The organism is Amycolatopsis nigrescens CSC17Ta-90, assembly GCF_000384315.1.
GTDB classification, from domain to species: Bacteria; Actinomycetota; Actinomycetes; order Mycobacteriales; family Pseudonocardiaceae; genus Amycolatopsis; species Amycolatopsis nigrescens.
In genome coordinates this window covers 965,491-985,504 of record NZ_ARVW01000001.1, presented here as the reverse complement: position 1 = coordinate 985,504, position 20,014 = coordinate 965,491, and the positions used below count along the sequence as shown (strand labels likewise).

20 protein-coding genes are annotated in these 20,014 nt (G+C 71.5%); 9 read left to right on the top strand and 11 right to left on the bottom strand.

Annotation, left to right across the window (positions count from 1 at the left end; translation table 11 throughout):
* Nucleotides 1–89: 89 nt before the first annotated feature.
* From AMYNI_RS0104565 to AMYNI_RS0104540, 6 genes are all read right to left on the bottom strand, one after another.
* A complete protein-coding gene (locus AMYNI_RS0104565; RefSeq protein WP_020666798.1) occupies nucleotides 90–968 on the bottom strand; it encodes a branched-chain amino acid ABC transporter permease in 879 nt (292 codons plus the stop codon).
* Nucleotides 965–1,765 carry an ABC transporter ATP-binding protein gene (locus AMYNI_RS0104560; protein ID WP_040406496.1) on the bottom strand — a complete coding sequence of 267 codons (801 nt, stop codon included), beginning with the start codon at nucleotides 1,763–1,765 and terminating at the stop codon, nucleotides 965–967. Before AMYNI_RS0104560 ends, AMYNI_RS0104565 begins: the two co-directional genes overlap by 4 nt.
* Nucleotides 1,762–2,556: an ABC transporter ATP-binding protein gene (locus AMYNI_RS0104555; protein ID WP_020666796.1), complete on the bottom strand. Its 795-nt coding sequence runs from the start codon at nucleotides 2,554–2,556 to the stop codon at nucleotides 1,762–1,764. The genes AMYNI_RS0104560 and AMYNI_RS0104555 overlap by 4 nt, the downstream gene beginning before the upstream one ends.
* Nucleotides 2,557–2,788: 232 nt before the next feature.
* The gene (locus AMYNI_RS0104550; protein WP_020666795.1) at nucleotides 2,789–3,079 is read right to left on the bottom strand and encodes a hypothetical protein; all 291 of its coding nucleotides are present in this window, start codon (nucleotides 3,077–3,079) and stop codon (nucleotides 2,789–2,791) included.
* 96 nt (nucleotides 3,080–3,175) lie between these two features.
* Nucleotides 3,176–3,796: a response regulator gene (locus AMYNI_RS0104545; RefSeq protein ID WP_020666794.1), complete on the bottom strand. Its 621-nt coding sequence runs from the start codon at nucleotides 3,794–3,796 to the stop codon at nucleotides 3,176–3,178.
* A gap of 101 nt (nucleotides 3,797–3,897) precedes the next feature.
* Nucleotides 3,898–5,076 carry a GAF domain-containing sensor histidine kinase gene (locus AMYNI_RS0104540; RefSeq protein WP_020666793.1) on the bottom strand — a complete coding sequence of 393 codons (1,179 nt, stop codon included), beginning with the start codon at nucleotides 5,074–5,076 and terminating at the stop codon, nucleotides 3,898–3,900.
* Between the two features lie 74 nt (nucleotides 5,077–5,150).
* Here AMYNI_RS0104540 and AMYNI_RS0104535 point away from each other — a divergent pair, with 74 nt between their 5' ends.
* The gene (locus tag AMYNI_RS0104535) at nucleotides 5,151–7,979 is read left to right on the top strand and encodes an FAD-binding and (Fe-S)-binding domain-containing protein (RefSeq protein WP_020666792.1); all 2,829 of its coding nucleotides are present in this window, start codon (nucleotides 5,151–5,153) and stop codon (nucleotides 7,977–7,979) included.
* 32 nt (nucleotides 7,980–8,011) lie between these two features.
* Here the strand turns inward: AMYNI_RS0104535 and AMYNI_RS0104530 are convergent, their stop codons facing one another.
* On the bottom strand, nucleotides 8,012–8,788 hold the full coding sequence (locus AMYNI_RS0104530; RefSeq protein WP_020666791.1) for a methyltransferase domain-containing protein: 777 nt from the start codon (nucleotides 8,786–8,788) through the stop codon (nucleotides 8,012–8,014).
* Between the two features lie 43 nt (nucleotides 8,789–8,831).
* Between AMYNI_RS0104530 and AMYNI_RS0104525 the strand changes: the two genes are divergently transcribed.
* Entirely contained in the window at nucleotides 8,832–9,989 is a 1,158-nt protein-coding gene (locus tag AMYNI_RS0104525) for a CaiB/BaiF CoA transferase family protein (protein WP_020666790.1), read from the top strand.
* Nucleotides 9,990–10,035: 46 nt separating this feature from the next.
* Here AMYNI_RS0104525 and AMYNI_RS0104520 read toward each other — a convergent pair whose 3' ends face one another.
* Both AMYNI_RS0104520 and AMYNI_RS0104515 read right to left on the bottom strand, forming a co-directional pair.
* A complete protein-coding gene (locus AMYNI_RS0104520) occupies nucleotides 10,036–10,971 on the bottom strand; it encodes a phosphotransferase family protein (protein ID WP_020666789.1) in 936 nt (311 codons plus the stop codon).
* Between the two features lie 42 nt (nucleotides 10,972–11,013).
* Nucleotides 11,014–11,637, bottom strand: coding sequence for a TetR/AcrR family transcriptional regulator (locus tag AMYNI_RS0104515; protein ID WP_020666788.1), 624 nt, complete (start codon nucleotides 11,635–11,637; stop codon nucleotides 11,014–11,016).
* Nucleotides 11,638–11,787: 150 nt separating this feature from the next.
* On the opposite strand from AMYNI_RS0104515, the gene AMYNI_RS0104510 reads away from it, so the two are divergent.
* The 6 genes from AMYNI_RS0104510 to AMYNI_RS0104485 all read left to right on the top strand — a co-directional run bounded on the left by AMYNI_RS0104510 (nucleotide 11,788) and on the right by AMYNI_RS0104485 (nucleotide 17,723).
* Entirely contained in the window at nucleotides 11,788–12,978 is a 1,191-nt protein-coding gene (locus AMYNI_RS0104510) for a cytochrome P450 (RefSeq protein ID WP_020666787.1), read from the top strand.
* Between the two features lie 4 nt (nucleotides 12,979–12,982).
* Nucleotides 12,983–13,204 (top strand): ferredoxin, encoded by a 222-nt coding sequence (locus AMYNI_RS0104505; protein ID WP_020666786.1) that lies wholly within the window; start codon nucleotides 12,983–12,985, stop codon nucleotides 13,202–13,204.
* Between the two features lie 98 nt (nucleotides 13,205–13,302).
* The gene (locus tag AMYNI_RS0104500; RefSeq protein WP_020666785.1) at nucleotides 13,303–14,187 is read left to right on the top strand and encodes a LysR family transcriptional regulator; all 885 of its coding nucleotides are present in this window, start codon (nucleotides 13,303–13,305) and stop codon (nucleotides 14,185–14,187) included.
* A gap of 90 nt (nucleotides 14,188–14,277) precedes the next feature.
* Entirely contained in the window at nucleotides 14,278–15,558 is a 1,281-nt protein-coding gene (locus tag AMYNI_RS0104495; protein ID WP_020666784.1) for an acetyl-CoA hydrolase/transferase family protein, read from the top strand.
* Nucleotides 15,559–15,592: 34 nt separating this feature from the next.
* Nucleotides 15,593–17,341 carry a pyruvate dehydrogenase gene (locus AMYNI_RS0104490; protein WP_020666783.1) on the top strand — a complete coding sequence of 583 codons (1,749 nt, stop codon included), beginning with the start codon at nucleotides 15,593–15,595 and terminating at the stop codon, nucleotides 17,339–17,341.
* A 43-nt stretch (nucleotides 17,342–17,384) separates the two neighbouring features.
* On the top strand, nucleotides 17,385–17,723 hold the full coding sequence (locus tag AMYNI_RS0104485) for an SCO4225 family membrane protein (protein ID WP_020666782.1): 339 nt from the start codon (nucleotides 17,385–17,387) through the stop codon (nucleotides 17,721–17,723).
* Here the strand turns inward: AMYNI_RS0104485 and mtnA are convergent.
* Nucleotides 17,707–18,702 (bottom strand): S-methyl-5-thioribose-1-phosphate isomerase, encoded by a 996-nt coding sequence (gene mtnA, locus AMYNI_RS0104480; RefSeq protein WP_020666781.1) that lies wholly within the window; start codon nucleotides 18,700–18,702, stop codon nucleotides 17,707–17,709. The genes AMYNI_RS0104485 and mtnA overlap by 17 nt on opposite strands.
* Nucleotides 18,703–18,756: 54 nt before the next feature.
* Here mtnA and AMYNI_RS0104475 point away from each other — a divergent pair, with 54 nt between their 5' ends.
* Nucleotides 18,757–19,155 (top strand): RidA family protein, encoded by a 399-nt coding sequence (locus AMYNI_RS0104475; protein ID WP_020666780.1) that lies wholly within the window; start codon nucleotides 18,757–18,759, stop codon nucleotides 19,153–19,155.
* Nucleotides 19,156–19,170: 15 nt separating this feature from the next.
* Here the strand turns inward: AMYNI_RS0104475 and AMYNI_RS0104470 are convergent, their stop codons facing one another.
* The gene (locus AMYNI_RS0104470) at nucleotides 19,171–19,992 is read right to left on the bottom strand and encodes a PIG-L family deacetylase (RefSeq protein ID WP_026360048.1); all 822 of its coding nucleotides are present in this window, start codon (nucleotides 19,990–19,992) and stop codon (nucleotides 19,171–19,173) included.
* Nucleotides 19,993–20,014: the final 22 nt, after the last annotated feature.

Here is a 20,014-nt window from a genome sequence, read left to right as displayed (position 1 = left end):
CGGAGCCCTGCCGCCGCGATAGCGGGCCTTCGGCGGATGCGCGTTCGGAACTCGCCTCGGACTGCACGCGCGAGTTGTCCTGTGCTCGGCTAGACACGGGTGCTCTCCCTGGTGCCGAACAGCCCGGACGGCCGGAAGACCAGCACCACCAGCATCACCAGGAAGACCGCGCTCTTCGAGAAGTCGAAGGAGATGTACTGCGCGGACAGCGCTTCCACCAGACCGACCACCAGCCCGCCGACCACCGCGCCGGCGGTGGAGTCCAGCCCGCCGAGAATGGCCGCGGGGAACGCGGCCAGCGCGATCGAGTGCGTGCCGCGGGACAGCCCGGCGCCGGAGAAGTCCTGGGTGGCGATGAACAGCACCGCCACCCCGGCCAGCGAACCCGCGACCAGCCAGGCGGTGGCGGTGACCCGCGCGCTGCGGATGCCCATCAGCGCGGCGGCCTCGCGGTTCTCCGCCTGCGCCCGCATCGCCACGCCCCAGTCCGAATGCTTGAACGCCAGCCAGAACGCGGTGATCAGCACGGTGGCCACCACCAGCGCGACCAGTTGGGTGCGGAACAGGGTGATGCCGCCGAGCTGGAACGGCTGCGCGTCCCACGCCTCGCCGAGGAAGGGCAGGGTGACCCCGAGCCGCCGCACGATCTCCTCGGTGATGATCACGTCGATGCCGATGGTGAGCAGGGCCAGGCTGTTCGGGTCGGCGAACCGGGAACGCGACAGCAGCAGCCGTTCCACCCCGAGCGCGAGCAGCCCGGCACCGGCGATGCCCACCAGCGACGCGCCGGCCCAGCCGAGCGCGTCCCTGGTCACCACGACCAGGTAGCCGCCGAGCAGCACCAGCGACCCGTGCGCGAAGTTGATCACTTCGGTGGCCTTGAAGATCACCACGAAACCCAGCGCCAGCAAGGCGAACACCGCGCCCTTGCCGAGGCCGTTCACCACCAGCTGCAGAAAGGTGTTCACGCGGACTCCTCGGTGCTCTCCGTGCTCGTGATGCCCAGGTACGCCTTGATCACCTCGGGGTCGGACTGGACCTCGGCCGGGGTGCCGTCCGCGATGCACCGGCCGAAGTCGAGCACGGTGACCCGGTCGGCGATGCCCATCACCAGCCCCATGTCGTGCTCGACCAGCAGCACCGAGATGCCCAGCTGGTCGCGGATCGCGCGGATGGTGCCCGCCAGCTCGGCCGTCTCGCCCGCGTGCATGCCCGCCGCCGGCTCGTCGAGCAGCAGCAGCACCGGTTCCACCGCCAGCGCCCTGGCCAGGTCCACCCGCTTGACCGCGCCGTAGGGCAGCGCCGCCACCGGGGTGTGCGCCAGCCCGGCGATGTCGAGGAACTCGCAGATCTCCAGCACCCGCGCGGTGTGCCGCCGCTGCGCGCGGACCGTCCACGGCAGCCTGAGCCCGCAGGCCAGGAAACCGCCGGTGGTCAGCGAGTGCCGGCCGAGCAGCACGTTGTCCAGCACGGTCGAGCCGGGGGACAGGGCCGCGTTCTGGAACGAGCGGCCGACGCCGAGCGCGGCCAGCCGGTGCGGGCGCAGCCCGGTCAGCGAAACGGCACCGAGCCGAACCCGGCCGGAGCCCGCCCGGTAGAGCCCGCTGATCACGTTGAAGCAGCTGGACTTCCCGGCGCCGTTCGGCCCGATCAGCGCGTGCAGCGAGCCGGGGCGCACGGTGAAGGACACGTCGTCGAGCGCGGTGATCCCGCCGAACCGCAGGGTCAGGTGCTCGACGACGAGCTCGGGGACGCCGGTGGTCATCGGCGCCACCTGGTCAGGGTCCGACCGGCCCGATCTTCCCGTGCCGCCACGTCCTTTTCGGGTCCCGCGTGCCCGCCGAGGTACAGCCGCCGCACGTCCTCGCTCGCGGCGAGGTCGGCGGCCGCACCGGCCAGTGCCACCCGGCCGACCTCGAAGACCACCGCGCGCTCGGCCACCCGCAGCGCCATCATCGCGTTCTGCTCGACCAGCACCACCGCGGTGCCCTGCGCGTGGATCTCCCGCACGATCCGGCCGATCCGCTCGACCATCCGCGGCGCCAGCCCGAGTGACGGCTCGTCGAGCAGCAGCAGCCGCGGCCCGGACATCAGCGCCCTGCCGATGGCGAGCATCTGCTGCTCCCCGCCGGAAAGCAGGCCGGCCCGCTGCTTGGCCCGATCGGCCAGCACCGGGAAGAGTTCGAGCACCCGCCGTCTGGCGGCGGCGCGCTGCCCGGCCGATGGCGCGCCGATCCCGCCGGCGCGCAGGTTCTCCTCGACGGTCATCCTGGCGAAGATCTGCCTGCCCTCGGGGACCCCGACCACGCCGAGCCGGACGATCGCGGCCGGGTCCAGCCGGTGGATCGGCCGGTCCTGGTAACGGATCTCGCCGCCGGCGACCGACCCGCGGTGCATCCGCAGCGTGCCGGAGACCGCGCGCAGCAGGGTCGACTTCCCGGCGCCGTTGCCGCCGAGCACGGCCAGCACCCCGTCGGAGGGCACGTCGAGGTCCACGCCGTGCAGGGCGGCCACCGATCGGCCGTACCGGACCCGGAGACCGCGCACGCTCAGCACGAAGATGCCTCCTCCGATCGTGTGACGTGAGTCACGCTCAGTGGCGGCAATCCTGAATCGGTGCGGACAGATCCGACACCCCCACCTGGAGAGGTAAGAACGACGTGAAGACAACAAAACGGACACGCCTGCACCGCGAGTACCCAGCCGCGCACCGACCGAAGCGGCGGACCGGCCTCGTGAGTGAAAAGTGTTGTTCCGGCAACCTTTTTCACTCACGACCCTGGGGCCGTCAGGTTGTGGCCGTGCGCTCCTCGCGCCGACCGGCGAGGGCGACGGCACCGGCCGCGCCGACGATGCCGCCGACGATCGCGGTGGTCCACCCGGCCAGTGCCTGTCCGGACAGTGCCGCCCGGCAGGACGCCGCGTGCTGCGCCGCCTGCGAGGTCTTCGGGCTCACCGGATTGCCGCAGTCGTAGCCCGAGGCCGAGGTGACCGGGCTGAGCAGGATGACCAGGCCGACGATGACGGCTACGGCTCCCAGGATGACCCCGAGAAGTAAGACCAGTCTTTCTGTGGGCACGGCATGCTCTTTTCTTCGACGGGACGTGGCACGGGTGGCTTGGTACTCGTGCCGTCCGGGCAAGCCGTTAACGACCGAAACCGATCCGAGACGGGATCAGAGCAGGCCGGCTTCGCTGGCCTTGCCGATCGCCTCGACCCGGTTGCGCGCGCCCAGCTTGTGCAAAGCGGACTGGAGGTAGGTCTTCACCGTGTTCCGGGTCAGCCCGGTGGTCTCCGCGATCTCCGGGTTGGTCTGGCCCTGCGCGGCCAGCCGCAGCACCTCGTACTCCCGCCTGGTCAACCCGCTGCGGGCCAGCGCGTCCGAGCGGCGGCCGGGCGCGGGCAGGATCCGGGGATCCACCACCCGCTCGCCGTGCAGCACCCGGCGCAGCGCGGCGACCAGGTCGGTACCGGCCACATCCTTGAGCAGGCAGCCATCCGCCCCCGCGTCCAGCGCGGCGAGCAGGCCCTGATGATCGCCGTGCGCGGTGAACACCACGATCCGGGCCGCCGGATGCACCCGGCGCAGCTCGGCGATCACCTCCGGCGCCAGCATGTCCGGCAACCGCAGGTCGAGCAGCACCAGCTCCGGCCGCAGCTCGCTGACCAGCGCGATGGCCGCGCGCCCCGATTCGGCCGCACCCGCCAGCTCCAGCGACGGCTCCGCGCGCAGCAGCAGCGTCACCCCGTCCCGCACCACCGGATGGTCATCGACGACCACCACCTTCGCGGTCATTTCGCCGCCTCAGCGGGGGGAAGTGCTTCGGCGGTCATTTCGCCGCCTCAGCGGGAGGAAATACTTCGGCGGTCATATCGCCGCCTCAGCGGGAGGAAGGCTCATCGGGGCGAGTCCACGCCCGGCACCCACGCGCGCAGCGTGCAGCCCCCGTCCTCGTTGCGCACCAGGCTGACCCGGCCGCCGAGCCTGGCCGCCCGGTCGGACAGCGTGCGCAGCCCCATCCCGGTACCGGCCTGCTCCTCGGCGGCATCACCGGCGCCATCGTCGGCCACCACCACCTGCACCCCCTCGTCGCTCGGCCCGAGGCTCACCACCACGGAGAACGCCACCGCGTGCTTCTCCACGTTCAGCAGTCCCTCGCGCACGGCGGCGATCAGCAGCCCGGTGCGCTCGGCGTCCAGCGGCCGGACCGGCGCCAGCTGCACGAACCTGGCCGGCACCCCGCAGCGCGACTCGAAGGAACGCGCGTGCTCGGCCATCTCCACCGGCAGCGCCCGTTCCGGACTGGACTCCGACAGCGCGAGCAGCGACTCCCGCAACGCACTGGACGCGGCCGAAACGTCCGCCTCCAGGCTGCGCAGCCGGTGCTCCAGCATCGGGTTGTCGCGGATCGCCTGGTGCAGGTCACGCACCTGGACCCCGATCGAGAACAGCAGCGCGCCGACCGAGTCGTGCAGCGCGGCCTGCATCCGGCGACGCTCCGCGGAGACGGCGTTCGCGGTGCTCGACTCGGCGACCCCGGCCAGCCGCAGCGCGGTGGCGGCCTGCTCGGCGATGCCCTCCAGCCTGCCGACCGCGTCGTCGCCGAAGTTCGCGGACTCCCGCATCGCGGCGTAGGCCACCGCCACTGTCCTGGTGGAGCCGCCTTCGCGGCTGAAGATCGGCACCGCGACCATCGCGGTCAGGCCCTCGCCGCGGACCTGGGCGTCGAACTGGTGGGTGATCGTGGACGAGCTGACGTAGTCGCTGACCCGCACCGGTTCGCCCAGCGCGAGCACCCGGCCGCCGATGCCCTGGCCGATCGGCACCGCCAGGTTCTGCAGCGCGTTGGTGCGGTTCCCGGCCAGCCAGCGGATCACCGCCCGGTCCGGGCCGTCGAGCTCGGCCACGAAACCGGAGTGCGAGCCGATCGTCTCCCGGATCAGCCGCGCGGTGCCCTGCAGGGCGACCACCCGGTCGAGGGTGCCGAGCAGCCCTTCACGCTCGCGAAGCAGTTCGTCGAGCACACTGCTCTGCTCGACGGCCTTGTCCTTCGCGACGCGCTGTTCGGCCGTCACGCGCTCACCATGGCATACCGCGGGCGATTCGGACATCCCAAGACCAACGCAACTCGGCGTTTAGGCTCCCTTTCGTGCGCGAACTCCTCGAACAGCGGCTGCCCGGTCTGATCGCCTTCGACCCCGGCACGCTCGCCCTCTACACCACGGACGCGTCGAACTACCGGCACGCGCCGCTGGCCGTGGTGCTGCCCAGGACCGAAGCCGACGTGGTGGCCGCGGTCGCCGCCTGCCGCGAGGCGGGCGTTCCGCTGATCGCCAGGGGCGGCGGCACCAGCATCGCGGGCAACTCGTGCGGGCCAGGGGTGGTGCTGGACACCTCGCGCCACCTGTCCGGGGTGCGCGAGCTGGACCCGGTGGCCAGGACCGCGGTGGTCGCCCCCGGCACCGTGCTGGACGACCTGCAGGCGCTGGCCGCCCCGCACGGGCTGCGGTACGGGCCGGACCCCTCCACGCACAGCCGGTGCACGATCGGCGGGATGATCGGCAACAACGCCTGCGGCTCGCACTCGGTTGCCTGGGGGCGCACCGCGGACACCGTGCGGGAGCTGGACGTGCTGCTCTACGACGGCACCCGGCTGACCGTCGGGCCGACGTCAGTGTCCGAAGTGGACAGACGAGCCGCCTTGCCCGGTACCGAAGGGCGGGTCTACTCCGAGCTGCGCGCGTTGGTCCGGGACAACCTCCAGGTGCTGCGCACCGAACTGTCCACCTGGCCGCGCCGGGTCTCCGGCTACGGGCTGGAACACCTGCTGCCGGAGAACGGGTTCGACCTGGCCAAGGCGCTGGTGGGCAGCGAAGGCACCTGCGTCACCGTGCTCCAGGCGCGGCTGGAGCTGGCGGAGCTGCCGAAGCACAAGGTGCTCGCGGTGCTCGGCTTCGGCTCGGACGTCGAGGCGGCGGACGCGGTGCCGCGGATCCTGCCCTGGTCGCCGCTGACCGTGGAGGGCGTGGACGCCGAGCTCGTCGCGCTGCTGCCGGGCCCGCGCGCGGAGGGTCTGCCGCCGGGTGGCGCCTGGCTGTTCGTGGAGCTGGCCGGGGACGAGCCGGGGGAGGCCGACGAGCGGGCCCGGCGGCTGGCGGCCGAACTGGGCGACCGGCTGACCGGGCAGGTGGTGCTCACCGACCCGGCCGCGCAGCGCCGGCTGTGGCGGATCAGGGAGGAGGGCGCCGGGCTGGCGACCAGGCTGGCGGACGGGTCGGAGGCGTGGCCTGGCTGGGAGGACGCCGCGGTGCCGCCGGAACGGCTGGGCTCGTACCTGCGCGGGTTCAAGGAGCTGATGCGGGAGTACGGCAGGCAAAGCGTGGTGTACGGGCACTACGGCGAGGGCTGCCTGCACATGCGGCTGGACTTCGACCTGCTGTCGGAGCCGGGGGTGGCCGGCTTCCGGTCGTTCCTGGAGCGGGCCGCGGACCTCGTCGCGGCGCACGGCGGTTCGCTGTCCGGGGAGCACGGCGACGGGCAGGCGCGTTCGGCGCTGCTGCCGCGGATGTACAGCCCCGAGGTGCTGGCGATGTTCGCCAGGTTCAAGGCGATCTTCGACCCGGACGGCCGGATGAACCCCGGCATCCTGGTCGACCCCCGGCCGGTGGACGAGGACCTGCGCGTGCGGCGCGCACCGGCCGCGTTCGAGTCGGTCACCTTCCTCGGCTACCCGGAGGACCACGGCAGCTTCGGTGAAGCGATGCGCCGGTGCGTCGGGGTGGGCAAGTGCCGGAACACCAGCGGTGGCGGCGTGATGTGCCCGAGCTACCGGGCCACCCGCGAGGAGAAGCACTCCACCAGGGGCCGCGCCCACCTGCTCGCGGAGATGATCAACGGCGAGCTGATCACGGACGGCTGGCGTTCGGCCGAGGTGCACGAGGCGCTGGACCTGTGCCTGTCCTGCAAGGGCTGCCTGTCGGACTGCCCGGTGGACGTCGACATGGCGACCTACAAGTCGGAGTTCCTGTACCAGCACTACCGCGGGCGGGTCCGGCCCGCTTCGCACTATTCGATGGGCTGGCTGCCGTTGTGGCTGAGGTTCTCCGCCCTGGCACCGAGGGCGGCGAACGCGATGCTTCGCCGCCGTGGCCCGGCGGCGATGATGAAGCGGATCGGCGGGCTCGCCCCGGAACGGGACCTGCCGTCGTTCGCGCGCAAGCCGTTCACCCGTGCCCGCGCCGACCTGCGCGGCGCGGCCCGCGGCGAGGGCAGGCCGGTGGTGCTGTGGCCCGACTCGTTCAACAACCACTTCACCCCGGACGTGCTCGCCGCGGCCACCGAGGTGCTCACCGCGGCCGGCTACGCGGTGGTGCTGCCGCACAAGGCGGTGTGCTGCGGGCTGACCTGGGTGTCCACCGGGCAGCTCGGGGTGGCGAAGAAAGTCCTGCAGCACACCATGTCCGTGCTGAAGCCGTACCTGGAGGCCGGCTACGACGTGGCCGGGCTGGAACCGAGCTGCACCGCGCTGTTCCGCGGTGACCTGGCCGCCCTGCTGCCGGGGGACCCGACCGCGGAGCTGCTCGCGTCCCGCATCCGCACCTTCGCCGAGCTGGTCGAGGACTCGCCGCTGGAGCTGCGGCCGCTGGACGTGGACGCGATCACCCAGGTGCACTGCCACCAGCACGCCGTGCTCGGCTTCGGGCCGGACGAGCGGGTGATGGCCGGCGCCGGCATCCGGAACTCCACTTTGGACTCGGGCTGCTGCGGGCTGGCCGGCAACTTCGGTTTCGAACGCGGCCACTACGAAGTGTCGGTGGCCTGTGCCGAGGATCGCCTGCTGCCCGCCGTTCGGGCCGCGGCCCCGGACACCGTGGTCATTTCGGACGGCTTCAGCTGCCGTACCCAGATCGACCAGGAGTCCGACCGCAGCGCGGTGCACCTGGCCGAGCTGCTCCGCGACGCACTACGGAGGTCGTGAGTGAAAAGTGTTGCTCCGGCAACGTTTTTCACTCACGAGGTCGGTACCTCGGCTAGTACGAGGTAGAGGGTGGCGGAGGCGAAGAATGGCTGGGTGGCGAGGTGTTCGAGCCAGCGCCCGGCACCCGCTTCGGGCAGGTGGCCCGCGGCCACGCCCCGGCGGGTGACCCGCTCGAAGCCCAGCACGCGGTCGGCCTCCCGGACGTCCCGGAACACCGTGGTCACCGGGACCACGGTGGGCACCTCGAACCCGGCGCCCACCGCGTAGCGGACCAGCTGACGGCCGATCGCCGCGTTGCGGACCACCTGGTCGCTGACGTAGCGGGTGTACGCCCTGGCGAACTCCAGCTCCGGCGCGTCGATGGCCAGGGTGTCCCAGTCCGGCTCGGCGAACACCGCCTTCGCGCCGGGCCGCAGCACTCGCCGCAGCTCGCCCAGCACGGCCGCCGGATCCGCCACGTGCTGGAGGACCCGGTCGGTGTGCGCCCGGTCGACGCTCTCCGGCGGCAGGTCGATCGCGGGCAGCACGCCGGCCAGCAGCTCGACCTGACCCAGCCGCGCGGTGCGCTGCCGTGCCTTGGCCAGCGACTCCGCGTCGTGGTCGAGGCCGATCACGCGCCCGCGTTCGGTCACCGCCTCGGCGAAGGCGGGCAGGTCCGTCCCAGGGCCGCAGCCGAGGTCGAGCACGACCTGGCCCGGTTCGACGTCCAGCAGGGAAAGCGCGAGCCGTTTGTACGAGCCCGCTTCGGACTCGGCCAGGCGCAGCAGGTAGTCCTCCGGCCTGGAGGTCTCGAAAACACCGGAACTCATGCCGGCGAGTCAACCAGAGATCGGCGGGAACTATCTTGCCGGAATGGCGATGACACCGAACGCGCTGGACGGGATCACCGTGGTCGCGCTGGAACAGGCGGTGGCCGCGCCGCTGGCCACCCGCCAGCTCGGCGACCTCGGCGCCAGGGTGATCAAGATCGAACGGCCTGGCCAGGGTGACTTCGCCCGCGCATACGACGAGACCGTGCACGGCCAGTCCAGCCATTTCGTCTGGCTCAACCGCAACAAGGAGAGCATCGCGCTGGACGTGAAGGACGAGGCCGACCGCGAGGTGCTGACCGCGCTGCTGGCCAGGGCGGACGTGTTCGTGCAGAACCTCGCGCCGGGCGCGGCGGACCGGCTCGGCCTCGGCCCGGATGTCCTGCGCGAGGCCCACCCGCGGCTGATCGTCTGCAACATCTCCGGTTACGGCACATCCGGGCCGTATCGGGGCAAGAAGGCGTACGACCTGCTGGTGCAGTGCGAAGCCGGGGTCGTCTCGATCACCGGCACCCCGGAGGAACCGGCCAAAGCCGGCATCCCGGTGGCCGACATCGCGGCCGGGATGTACGCCTACAGCGGGATTCTCGCCGCGCTGTACGAGCGGGAGCGCACCGGCGCCGGCAGCAGTTTCGACGTCGCGATGCTGGACGCGCTCGGTGAATGGGTCGGTTTTCCGTACTACTACGCGAACTACGGCGGAAACCCGCCGCCGCGCAACGGCGCGCGGCACGCCGCGATCTCGCCGTACGGCCCGTATACCGCGGGAGACGGCGCGGTGGTGTTCATCGGCGTGCAGAACGAACGCGAATGGGCGGCCCTGTGCGAGCGGGTGCTCGAACACCGGGAGCTCGCGGTGGACCCGCGGTTCGCCGGCAACTCCGCGCGTACCGAGCACGACGGCGAGCTGACCGCCATCATCGAGCGCGCGCTGGCCGGGCTGTCCGCGGCCGAGGTGGAGCAGCGGCTCGACGAGGCCGGGATCGCCAATGCCAGGATGCGCACGATGGCCGAGTTCGCCGAGCACCCGCAACTCGCCGCGCGCCGGCGCTGGCGGCGGGTGGACACCCCGGCCGGCCCGGTGGACGCCCTGCTGCCGCCGGTCGACGTGCCAGGCCGCGAGCCGCGGATGGACCCCGTCCCCGCCGTCGGCGAGCACTCCGCCGCTATCCGCGCCGAACTCGGCTTCGATCGTCCGTGAAGGGCACCTTGCCTACGTTGAAGGTAGGCAAGGTGCCCTTCACGGACTAAGCGCCCCACCAGGTAAGGGCGAGGGAGGGGAGGGTGGGAGCCGGGGGTGCGGGCAGGGTCTCCAGGAACCAGCGCAGGTTCGAATACTTGTGCAGCAAGGCATACGCGAGGCAGCGGCGGGCGAAGGTCTCGTCCAGCTGCGCGGCGGAGCAGCCGTAGCCGAGCAGCAGCCGGCGCAGGAACGCCGGGTCGCCGCCGGCCACGAAGATGCCGGCGGCCACGAAGTCGTACTCGGCCGCGCCGCGCATCGCCGGCTCGAAGTCGAACAGCCCGGAAACCTGCCAGCCCTCCCGGCCGCGGACCATCATCAGGTGGTCCCGCATGAACTCGGTGTGCAGCAGCACCGGTGGCGGCGAGCCGAGGTCCACCGAGTCCAGGAACTCCGGGATCTGCTCGAGCCAGGCTTCGGCCAGACCGGTCCGCCGCTGATGCGCCACCACCTTCGCCCGCTGCGCGGCCAGGAATCCTTGCCAGTCCTGGGGTTCCAGCGCGTCCAGAGACGGGTCGCGCACCGCGTGCAGTGCGGCCAGCGCTTCCCCGAGCCGCGGCCCGAGCCACTCCTTGTCCGCTTCGGAGAGGTCCGGCCAGACGGTTTTGAGCGTGTGCCCGCGGAGCTGCTCCATCAGCACGTAACCCCAGCCGTCCAGCTCACCGGTCTCGCGCAGGCCCGGCGTATCGATCGGCAGCCTGCCGTCCAGCGCCCGCAGCACCGAGCTTTCGGTGGCCGTTTCGGCCGCGAACACCGGCGGAAACAGCTTCAGCACCCATTTGTCACCGAGCGCGTAGACCGGCAGCGAACCGTCCTCGTACCGCCGCACGGGCAGCTCCGTAAGGCCGAACTTGGCGCGCAGGGTGGCGACGCCCGGCTCCAGTTCTTCTTCGCTGAGCGCGTCGAACTCGTCCTCGGTGGCCGCGGCCGGCAGGATCGCCATGAAAGGCGACGCTAGCGCCCGGTTTCGACCCCTGCTACCGAATTACCCGCCCGGCCCGCTGTCCGGCCCGCTGTCCGGCTCACCGTCCGGCACTGTCCGTTCCAGCAGCTGCCGGGCGGCGTCCAGCACCAGCGCGCAGACCTGGTCGGGATCGGCGCTGGCCAGCGGCTCCTTGCCGGTCACCCCGCGCACCAGGCTGATGCCGAGCAGCCAGGCCAGCATCAGGTCGGCGCGCAGCTCGGCGTCCTCGGCGTCGGTCAGCGAGGCCAGCGCGTGCGCGTACTCCTTGCCGAGCCGCCGCCGGATCCCGGTGGCCGCCTCGTCGTTGGCGGTGGAGCGCAGGAAGGCGGCCAGTGCCTGGTGGTCGGCCTTGGAGCTGGAGCTGAGCATGCTGCGCAGGATGGTCTCCAGCAGCTTCTCCGGCGGCGTCCCGGCCAGTTGCGCGCGTCCGCCGCGGGCCACGATCTCCTCGAACAGCGCCTCTTTCGAGCCGAAGTAGCGGAACAGCAGCGCCTGGTTCGCGCCGGCCCTGGTGGCGATGTCGCGCACCGTGGTGCGGTCGTAGCCGCGTTCGGCGAACAGCGCGGACGCCGCGTCCAACAGCGACTCCTTGGTCGCGGCGGCGTCGCGGCGGCGTCCGTGCGGTTCCTGCGGTCCTGCGGTCACCGCACCTCCCAAGCGCACTCGAAAACGACCCGAAGCGGCCCAAAGCGACACGGTACTTCGGAAGCACTCGGTTATCGCATTGACGCGGCCGGTCACCGCACCTACCGTTGTAAGCAGTCGCTTACAAACCTGGACCCGGGGGTTTCGCCGATGACCGCCACGCATACCGAGCCGCTGGCCTACCCGTTCAACGAGGTGGGCGGCCTGGAGCTGCACGACGCCTACGCCGCCGCGCGCGATGGCGACGGCATGATCCGCGTCAAGCTGCCCTACGGCGAGCCGGCCTGGTTGGCCACCCGCTACGCGGACGCCCGGTTCGTGTTGGGGGACAGGCGGTTCAGCCGCGCGGAGGCGTCCGCCCACGACGCGCCGCGGCTGTCCGCTTCCCAGAACAACACCGGCATCCTGGCGATGGACCCGCCGGACCACACCCGGCTGCGCACGCTGGTGGCGAAGGCGTTCACCGTGCACCGGGTGGAGCGGCTGCGGCCACGGGTCCGCGAGCTGGCCGAGGGCATGCTGGACGAGATGATCGCCACCGGCCCGCCCGCCGACCTGGTGGAGAACTACGCGCTGCCGATCCCGGTCGCGGTGATCTGCGAGCTGCTCGGGGTGCCGGCCGAGGACCGCCCGCAGTTCCGGGTGTGGAGCGACGGCCTGCTCACCACCAGCGGGTTCACCGCCGAGCAGTTCGATGCGAACCGGGAGGAGATCCGCGCCTACATGGGCGGCCTGATCGAGCAGCACCGGGCGGAACCGGCCGACGACCTGATGACCGCGCTGATCGAGGCGCGCGACGTGCGGGACCGGCTGACCGAGCTGGAGCTGATCGACCTGTGCGTTGGCATCCTGGTCGCCGGGCACGAGACCACCGCCAGCCAGATCCCGAACTTCGTGCACGTGCTGCTGGAACGCCCGGAGGCGCTGGCGAAGCTGCGCGAGCACCCGGAACTGCTGAACAGCGCGATCGAGGAGCTGCTCCGGTTCGTGCCGCTCGGGGCCGGCGCGTCCTTCCCCCGCTATGCCACCGAGGACATCCAGGTCGGCGACGTGTTGGTGCGGGCGGGTGAGCCGGTGCTGGTCGCGGTCGGTGCGGCGAACCGGGACGCGCTGCGCTTCGATTCGGCCGAAGAGCTGCGGCTGGACCGCGAGTCCAACCAGCACCTCGGTTTCGGGCACGGGGTGCACCACTGCCTCGGCGCGCCGCTGGCCAGGCTGGAGCTGCAGGAGGCGATGGGCGCGCTGCTGACCAGGATGCCGGGGCTGCACCTGGCCGGTGACATCGTCTGGAAGACCCAGCTGATCGTCCGTGGCCCGCGCACGATGCCCGTGGGATGGTGAACCGATGACCTGGAAAATCGACGTGGACCAGCACAGCTGCATCGCGTCCGGGATGTGCGCCGGGATCGCGCCCGACGTGTTCGCGCTCGACGACGAGTTCGCTCGCGCGCTGGCCGACGAGATCCAGCCCAACGAGGTGGTGCTCGACGCCGCCGACTCCTGCCCCGCGATGGCGATCACGGTGACCGAGGCGTTGTCGGACGAGGTGCTCGGCCCCCGGCAGTAATTCCGTGCGATCCCCGGCGGCCTGCGTCGAGCTGGTGCCCTAGATACCGGAAATTGCGCCGTGGCGCTGTTCCCATGCGCCGGGCGCATAATCGGCGGATGGACGTCCGAGAGCTGACCTGGTTCACCACGCTGGCCGAGACCGAGCACGTCACCGAGGCGGCGGCCGCGCTGAACATCGCGCAGCCGACCCTGTCCAGGGCCATCGCCAGGCTCGAGCGCCGGCTCGGCACCCCGCTGTTCGACCGGACAGGGCACCGGCTGCGGCTGAACCAGTACGGCCAGGTGTTCCGCTCGCACGCGGTGCGCGCGCTCGGCGAGCTCTCCGCGGCGGAGCACCGGATCGCCACCCTGATCGACCCGGACGGCGGCACCATCGCGCTGGCCTTCCTGCACTCCTTCGGCACCTGGCTCATCCCGGACCTGATCCGCGGCTACCGCGAGCGGGTGCCGCGGGCGAACTTCGTGCTGCGCGGCGACGCGCAGGACACCATCCTCGCCGACCTGCGCCACGGCCATGTGGACGTGATCGTGACCAGCCCGCGGCCGGACGGCGAGGACGTCGCCTGGTCACCGGTCGCGGAGGAGCGGCTGTGCGCGGCGGTGCCGCGCGGGCACCCGCTGGCCCGGCGGCGCCGGGTGTCGCTCGGTGAACTCGGCGGCGAGGACTTCGTCGCGCTGAGGCCGGAGTTCGGCCTGCGGCAGATCACCGACCGGCTGTGCCGCCATGCCGGGTTCGTCCCGCGCATCACCTTCGAGAGCACCGAGCTGGCGACCATCCAGGGGCTGGTGGCGGCCGGGCTCGGCGCGGCGATCATGCCCAGGCCGCGGGGCGGGCTCGGCGAGGACGCCCCGGTCTTCCTGCGGCTTTCGGACGAGGGGGCGCACCGCACGGTGGGGGTGGCGGTGCTGGCAGGGCGGCACCAAGCGCCCGCCATCGCGCGCTTCCACGAGTACGTCAGGGATCATGCCTCTGATGCATGAACAAGGCGAACACTGGTCATTTTGCGTATCGGCCACGCGGGTGCAGGCTGGAGAGTGCGGTGACCGCCGCGGCAGGGAAGGGGAGTTCGGATGACCGTTCGGCTGGACCGGCCGGAGGAGCCGGCGGCGGTGCTGGCGCACATCCCCGAGGGCGCGGACGTGATCGTGCCGCTGATGCTCGGCGAGCCGGTCGGCCTGCTGGACGCGCTGGAGGAGCACGCGGCCGAGCTGCGCGGGGTACGGATCCACCGGATGGACCCGTACCTGCGGCGCCGCTACATCGACGGCGCGTTCCCCGGACGGCTGAACCACGTCGACTACTTCCTCGGCTCCGGTTCGCGGCAGGCGTTCTGGGACGGCAACTGCGACCTGGTGCCCAACCACTTCAGCGAGATGCCGCTGCTGCTGCGCAAGTCGACCCGCTGCACGATCGCGCTGGCCGCGGCCAGCCCTCCGGACCGGCACGGCTACTTCAGCCTCGGCACCAACGCCGACTACACCGCGGCGTTCATCGGCGAGATCCCGTTCTTCCTGGAGGTCAACGAGCGGATGCCGCGCACCTTCGGGCACAACCAGCTGCACCTCAGCCAGGTCGCCGGGTGGTGCCGCACGGACCGGCCGCTGTTCGAGGTACCGCCCGCGGTGCCCGACGAGCGGGACCGGCGGATCGCCGCGCTGATCGCCGAGCGCATCCAGGACGGCGCCTGCCTGCAGGTGGGGGTCGGCCGGATCCCGAACGCGCTGCTCGCGTCGCTGACCGGGCACCGCGACCTCGGCCTGCACACCGAGGCGTTGTCGGACGGGGTGCTGGACCTGGTGGAAAGCGGCGCGCTGACCGGCACCCGCAAGCTCCAGCAGCGCAACAAGCACGTCGCGACCTTCTGCCTCGGCACGAAGAGGTTGTTCGACTGGCTGGACAACAACACCGCGGTGACCATGGAGCCCGTGGACTGGGTCAACGATCCGCGGGTGGTGGCGAAGGAGCCCAACTTCGTCTCCATCAACGCGACCAGTGAGGTGGACCTGATGGGCCAGGCGGCCAGCGAGACCATCGCGGGCCGGTACTGGTCGTCTTCGGGTGGGCAGTCCGACTTCGCCCGCGGCGCGATGTACTCGCCGGGCGGCAAGGCGTTCCTGGTGCTGCACTCGGCCACCCGCGGTGGCGCCAGCCGGATCAACGTCCAGCTCACCCCCGGCAGCGTGGTGACGACCTTGAAGAACACCGTGGACCACGTGGTCACCGAGTACGGGGTGGCCGAGCTGCGGGGGCGGAGCCTGTCCCAGCGCGCGCAGGCGCTGATCAGGATCGCGCACCCGGAACATCGCGACCGGCTGACCGCCGACGCCCGCCAAGCGGGTTTGCTTCATTAGCCACCACGCCACGAGCGGGAGAAACGAGGAAAGCATGACCACCGTTGCCGATCAGCTGATCGATGTGCTCATCCAGGCGGGCGTCCGCCGCATCTACGGCGTCGTGGGGGACAGCCTGAACCCGGTGGTGGACGCCATCCGGCGCAGCGGCGGGTCCGCGCACGGCGGGATCGACTGGGTGCACGTGCGCAACGAGGAGGCCGGGGCGTTCGCCGCGGCGGCCGAGGCGCAGCTCACCGGGCAGCTCGCGGTCTGCGCGGGCAGTTGCGGGCCGGGCAACCTGCACCTGCTGCAGGGCCTGTTCGACGCGCACCGCTCCGGTGCGCCGGTGCTGGCCATCGCGTCGCACATCCCGGCCGCGCAGATCGGCACCGGGTTCTTCCAGGAGACCCATCCGGAGCGGCTGTTCCAGGAGTGCTCGCACTACTGCGAGCTGGTCAGCGGGGCGGAGCAGATGCCGCGGCTTGGCCGGATCGCGGTGCAGAACGCGGTCGGCAGGCGGGGTGTGGCGGTGCTGGTGCTGCCCGGCGACGTGGCGCACGAGTCCGCCGTGCACCCGACCGGGCGCAGCGGGGTGCTCGGCCGGACTCCGGCGGTGGTCCCGGACGCCGAGGACGTGACCGCGCTGGCCGAGCGGATCGAGCGCGCGGAGAAGGTCATGATCATGGCAGGGGCCGGCTGCCGGGACGCGCACGACGAGGTGATGGAACTGGCCGGCCACCTCGGTGCGCCGGTCGGGCATTCCTTGCGCGGCAAGGAGTTCATCCAGTACGACAACCCGTTCGACGTGGGCATGAGTGGGCTGCTCGGGTACGGCGCCTGCTACGACGCCATGCACGCCGCGGACCTGGTGCTGCTGCTCGGCACCGACTTCCCGTACGACAACTTCCTGCCGCAGGCCAACACCGTGCAGGTGGACATCGACCCGGCCAGGATCGGCCGGCGCAGCGTGCTGGAGTTCGGCGTGCTGGGCGATGTCGGTGCCACCATCCGCGAGGTGCTGCCGCGGCTGCGCCGCCGCGGGGACCGCACCTTCCTGCACGACATGCTGCGCAAGCACGAGCGCGGCCTGCAGACCGTGGTGGACGCCTACACCCGCAACGTGGAGCGGCATCTGCCGATTCACCCGGAGTTCGCCGCCGACATCCTGGACGACGAGGCCGCCGACGACGCGGTCTTCACGGTGGACACCGGGATGTGCAACGTCTGGTCGGCCAGGTACGTCACGCCGAACGGGCGTCGGCGGCTGCTCGGCTCGTTCGTGCACGGCAGCATGGCGAACGCGCTGCCGCACGCGATCGGGGCGCAGGCCGCGGACCGGGACCGGCAGGTGATCGCGATGGCCGGGGACGGCGGGCTGGCCATGCTGATGGGTGAGCTGCTGACCTTGAGGACGCACAACCTGCCGGTGAAAGTGGTGGTGTTCAACAACTCCTCGCTCGGCATGGTCAAGCTGGAGATGCTCGTGGACGGCCTGCCGGAGTTCGGCACGGACCACGATCGGGTCGACTTCGCGGCCATCGCCCGCGCCGCCGGGATCCACTCCCGGCGGATCGAGAACCCGGCGGATGTCCGCGACGGCATCAAGGAGCTGCTCGCGCACGACGGGCCCGCCCTGCTCGACGTGGTGACCGACCCGAACGCGCTGTCCATCCCGCCGAACATCACCGCGGCACAGGTGAAGGGCTTCGCGCTGGCGGTGAGCCGGACGGTGCTCAGCGGAGGGGTGGGCAAGATGCTGCAGCTGGCGAAGTCCAACCTCCGCAACGTGCCCCGCCTCTAAAAGTTGCGCTGCGGGGCTTGGCCAGGCCGGTAGACTGAGGAGAATGCCGGGCTCTTACGGGAAACGCCTGGCGGCGCGTTACAGCAGGGGCTCCGCCGCCCTGTGGGTCGCCGCCGGGTATGCCGCACTGGTCGTCGGGGTGACGATCTTCGTGGTCGTGGACAGCCTGGTGAGTTCGGGTTCCCTGGCCGCGATCTGGCTGTTCTTCGTCACCCTGCCCATGTCGCTGGTGGTGATGCTGGTGCTGAGCCTCTTCGCGTTGAAGGGTGCCGCGCTGGCCATCCCCTACGTGCTGGGCGGGCTGTTGCAGGCTTGGGTGCTGTGGCTGGTGCTGCGCGGCAGCAGGGTCGCGAAGACAGGCAGGGTCAGCGCGGATTCCTGAGTGTGCCGCGGAAAACGCCGTCCTCGGTGACCACCGCGGTGATCAGGTCGACCGGGGTGACGTCGAAGGCGGGGTTGAACACGGCGGCGCCTTCGGGCGCGGTGGACTGCCCGGCGAACCGGGTGACCTCTTCGGCGTCCCGCTCCTCGATCACGATCGCGCCGCCGTCCGGGATCGTGTTGTCCACAGTGGACTTCGGTGCGACCACGAAGAACGGCACCCGGTGCCGGGCCGCGGCCAGCGCCACCGGGTAGGTGCCGATCTTGTTCGCGGTGTCCCCGTTGGCCGCGATCCGGTCCGCGCCGACCACCACGCAGTCCACCAGCCCGCGGGCCAGCGCGGTCGCCGCCGCGGAGTCGGGCAGCACCCGGTACGGCACGCCGGCTTCGGCCAGCTCCCATGCGGTCAGCCTGGCGCCCTGGAGCAGCGGCCTGGTCTCGTCCGCCAGCACGTACTCGACCCCGCCCTCGGCCTGCAGGTGCCAGACCACGCCGAGCGCGGTGCCCCAGCTGACGGTGGCCAGCCTGCCCGCGTTGCAGTGCGTGAGCAGCCGCACCGGCCGGTCCGGCGCGTGCGCGCGCACCAGCTCGGCCGCGTGCCCGGAAGCGCGGCGGTTGACGTCCTCGTCCTCGTCCAGCACGGCCAGCGCCTCGGCCAGTACGGCGCCGGGGCCGGCGGGCAGTTTCGCCAGCGCCCGCTCGACGCCCCAGCTCAGGTTGACCGCGGTGGGCCTGGCGTCGGCGACCCTGGTCGCCTCCGCACGTACCGCATCTTCGTCCGCGTCCGGTTTCGCGGCGGCCATCGCCACCCCGAGCGCCCCGGCGGCGCCGAGCGCGGGCGCCCCGCGCACGGCCAGCCGGCGGATCGCGTCCACCAGCTCGGTCACCGTGTGCAGCCGCAGCGTGCGGTAGGCACCGGGCAGCGCGCACTGGTCGATGATCACGATGGCGCCGTCGTCCCAGTCGATCGTCCTGCGCATCGCCGCCCCCTTATTGGTTTGACCGCCTCCGCGGCCGTTTGCTTGGCTCGCCCGGTGATCATCGAACGCGACAACCCGGCCGGCCTGCACTCCACTCCTGGTTACCACCATGTCACTACCGTCGAGTCCCGGCGCCTGGTTTTCCTGGCCGGGCAGTGCCCGCTCGCCGCGGACGGGCAGGTGGTGCCCGGCGGGCTGGGCGCGCAGACCGACCAGATCGTCGCCAACACCCTCACCGCGCTGCGCTCGGCCGGTGCCGCGCCGGAGCAGGTGGTGCGCACCGTGATCTACGTGGCCAGCTCCGTCGGGGAGGAGCTCGCCGAGGTCTGGGCCAGGTTGAACGACTCCGCGCTCGCCCCGGCGTTCAGCACCGCGAGCACGCTGCTCGGGGTCGCCGCCCTCGGCTTCCCCGAGCAGCTGGTGGAACTGGACGTCACCGCCGCTCTGGACTGATCCCGCCGATCCTGCTCACAATCCGGCCATCAGGTCGGTTTCGGTGATACCGGGGCCCTGTCCCGCCCGGATGAAGTACTCGGTGCCGAAGGCGAACTTGAAGACGTCGTCCGGCATCGACAGGAAGAAGGACTCCTCGGAGATCTGGCTGGCGTGCGCCCGCATCGCCTTGCGCTTGTACTCGTGGAAGGCGGTGACATCCACCGCGCCGGTGATCTCCGACTCCGGCTTGCCGAAGTTGTCCGGGATCTGGTCCGGTATCCCTTCGGCGCTCTCCGCGCCCTCGCCACCTTCGGCGGCAGCTGTGCGTGCGGCGGCGGCGCGTGCCTCCATCCCGCGCCGCATCTGGTCCCGGTTGATGGTGTGCTGGTAGACCCGCGGGGTGCCGGCCAGTTCGGCGGCCCTGATGCCGACCCGGTGCACCTGGATGTGGTCGGGATGCCCGTACCCGCCGTTGTCGTCGTAGACGGTGAGCACGTCGGCCTTCTCCTCGCGGAGGATCGCGGCGAGCTTCGCGGCGGCATCCTCCACCGGAGCGGTCCAGAACGAGCCGGGCAGCTCGTTCTCCGGCTCGCCCATCATCCCGGAGTCGCGGTAACCGAGGAACTCCACCCGCTGCACGCCCAGTATCTCGGCCGCGGCGTGCGTCTCCTCGACGCGGCGCTGCCAGAGCTGCTCGCCATCGGCGAGGAAGCCGTCCGCCACCTCCCCGTGCTCTCCTCGGGTGGCGACCACCAGTACAACGCGGTGGCCTTCTTCGTACGCCTTGCGCATAACCCCACCGCAGGCGATGCACTCATCGTCGGGGTGGGCGTGGAAAGTAACCATCGTGGCCATGGTCCCGAGGTTACGGGAACAC

Coding starts and splice junctions, on each gene's coding strand:
- AMYNI_RS0104490 (WP_020666783.1), top strand. CDS start 15,593: ATGACCACCGTTGCCGATCAGCTGATCGATGTGCTCATCCAGGCGGGC.
- AMYNI_RS0104525 (WP_020666790.1), top strand. CDS start 8,832: ATGGCGATGACACCGAACGCGCTGGACGGGATCACCGTGGTCGCGCTG.
- AMYNI_RS0104500 (WP_020666785.1), top strand. CDS start 13,303: ATGGACGTCCGAGAGCTGACCTGGTTCACCACGCTGGCCGAGACCGAG.
- AMYNI_RS0104560 (WP_040406496.1), bottom strand. CDS start 1,765: ATGACCACCGGCGTCCCCGAGCTCGTCGTCGAGCACCTGACCCTGCGG.
- AMYNI_RS0104470 (WP_026360048.1), bottom strand. CDS start 19,992: ATGGCCACGATGGTTACTTTCCACGCCCACCCCGACGATGAGTGCATC.
- AMYNI_RS0104545 (WP_020666794.1), bottom strand. CDS start 3,796: ATGACCGCGAAGGTGGTGGTCGTCGATGACCATCCGGTGGTGCGGGAC.
- AMYNI_RS0104495 (WP_020666784.1), top strand. CDS start 14,278: ATGACCGTTCGGCTGGACCGGCCGGAGGAGCCGGCGGCGGTGCTGGCG.
- AMYNI_RS0104510 (WP_020666787.1), top strand. CDS start 11,788: ATGACCGCCACGCATACCGAGCCGCTGGCCTACCCGTTCAACGAGGTG.
- AMYNI_RS0104485 (WP_020666782.1), top strand. CDS start 17,385: ATGCCGGGCTCTTACGGGAAACGCCTGGCGGCGCGTTACAGCAGGGGC.
- mtnA (WP_020666781.1), bottom strand. CDS start 18,702: ATGCGCAGGACGATCGACTGGGACGACGGCGCCATCGTGATCATCGAC.
- AMYNI_RS0104530 (WP_020666791.1), bottom strand. CDS start 8,788: ATGAGTTCCGGTGTTTTCGAGACCTCCAGGCCGGAGGACTACCTGCTG.
- AMYNI_RS0104505 (WP_020666786.1), top strand. CDS start 12,983: ATGACCTGGAAAATCGACGTGGACCAGCACAGCTGCATCGCGTCCGGG.
- AMYNI_RS0104520 (WP_020666789.1), bottom strand. CDS start 10,971: ATGGCGATCCTGCCGGCCGCGGCCACCGAGGACGAGTTCGACGCGCTC.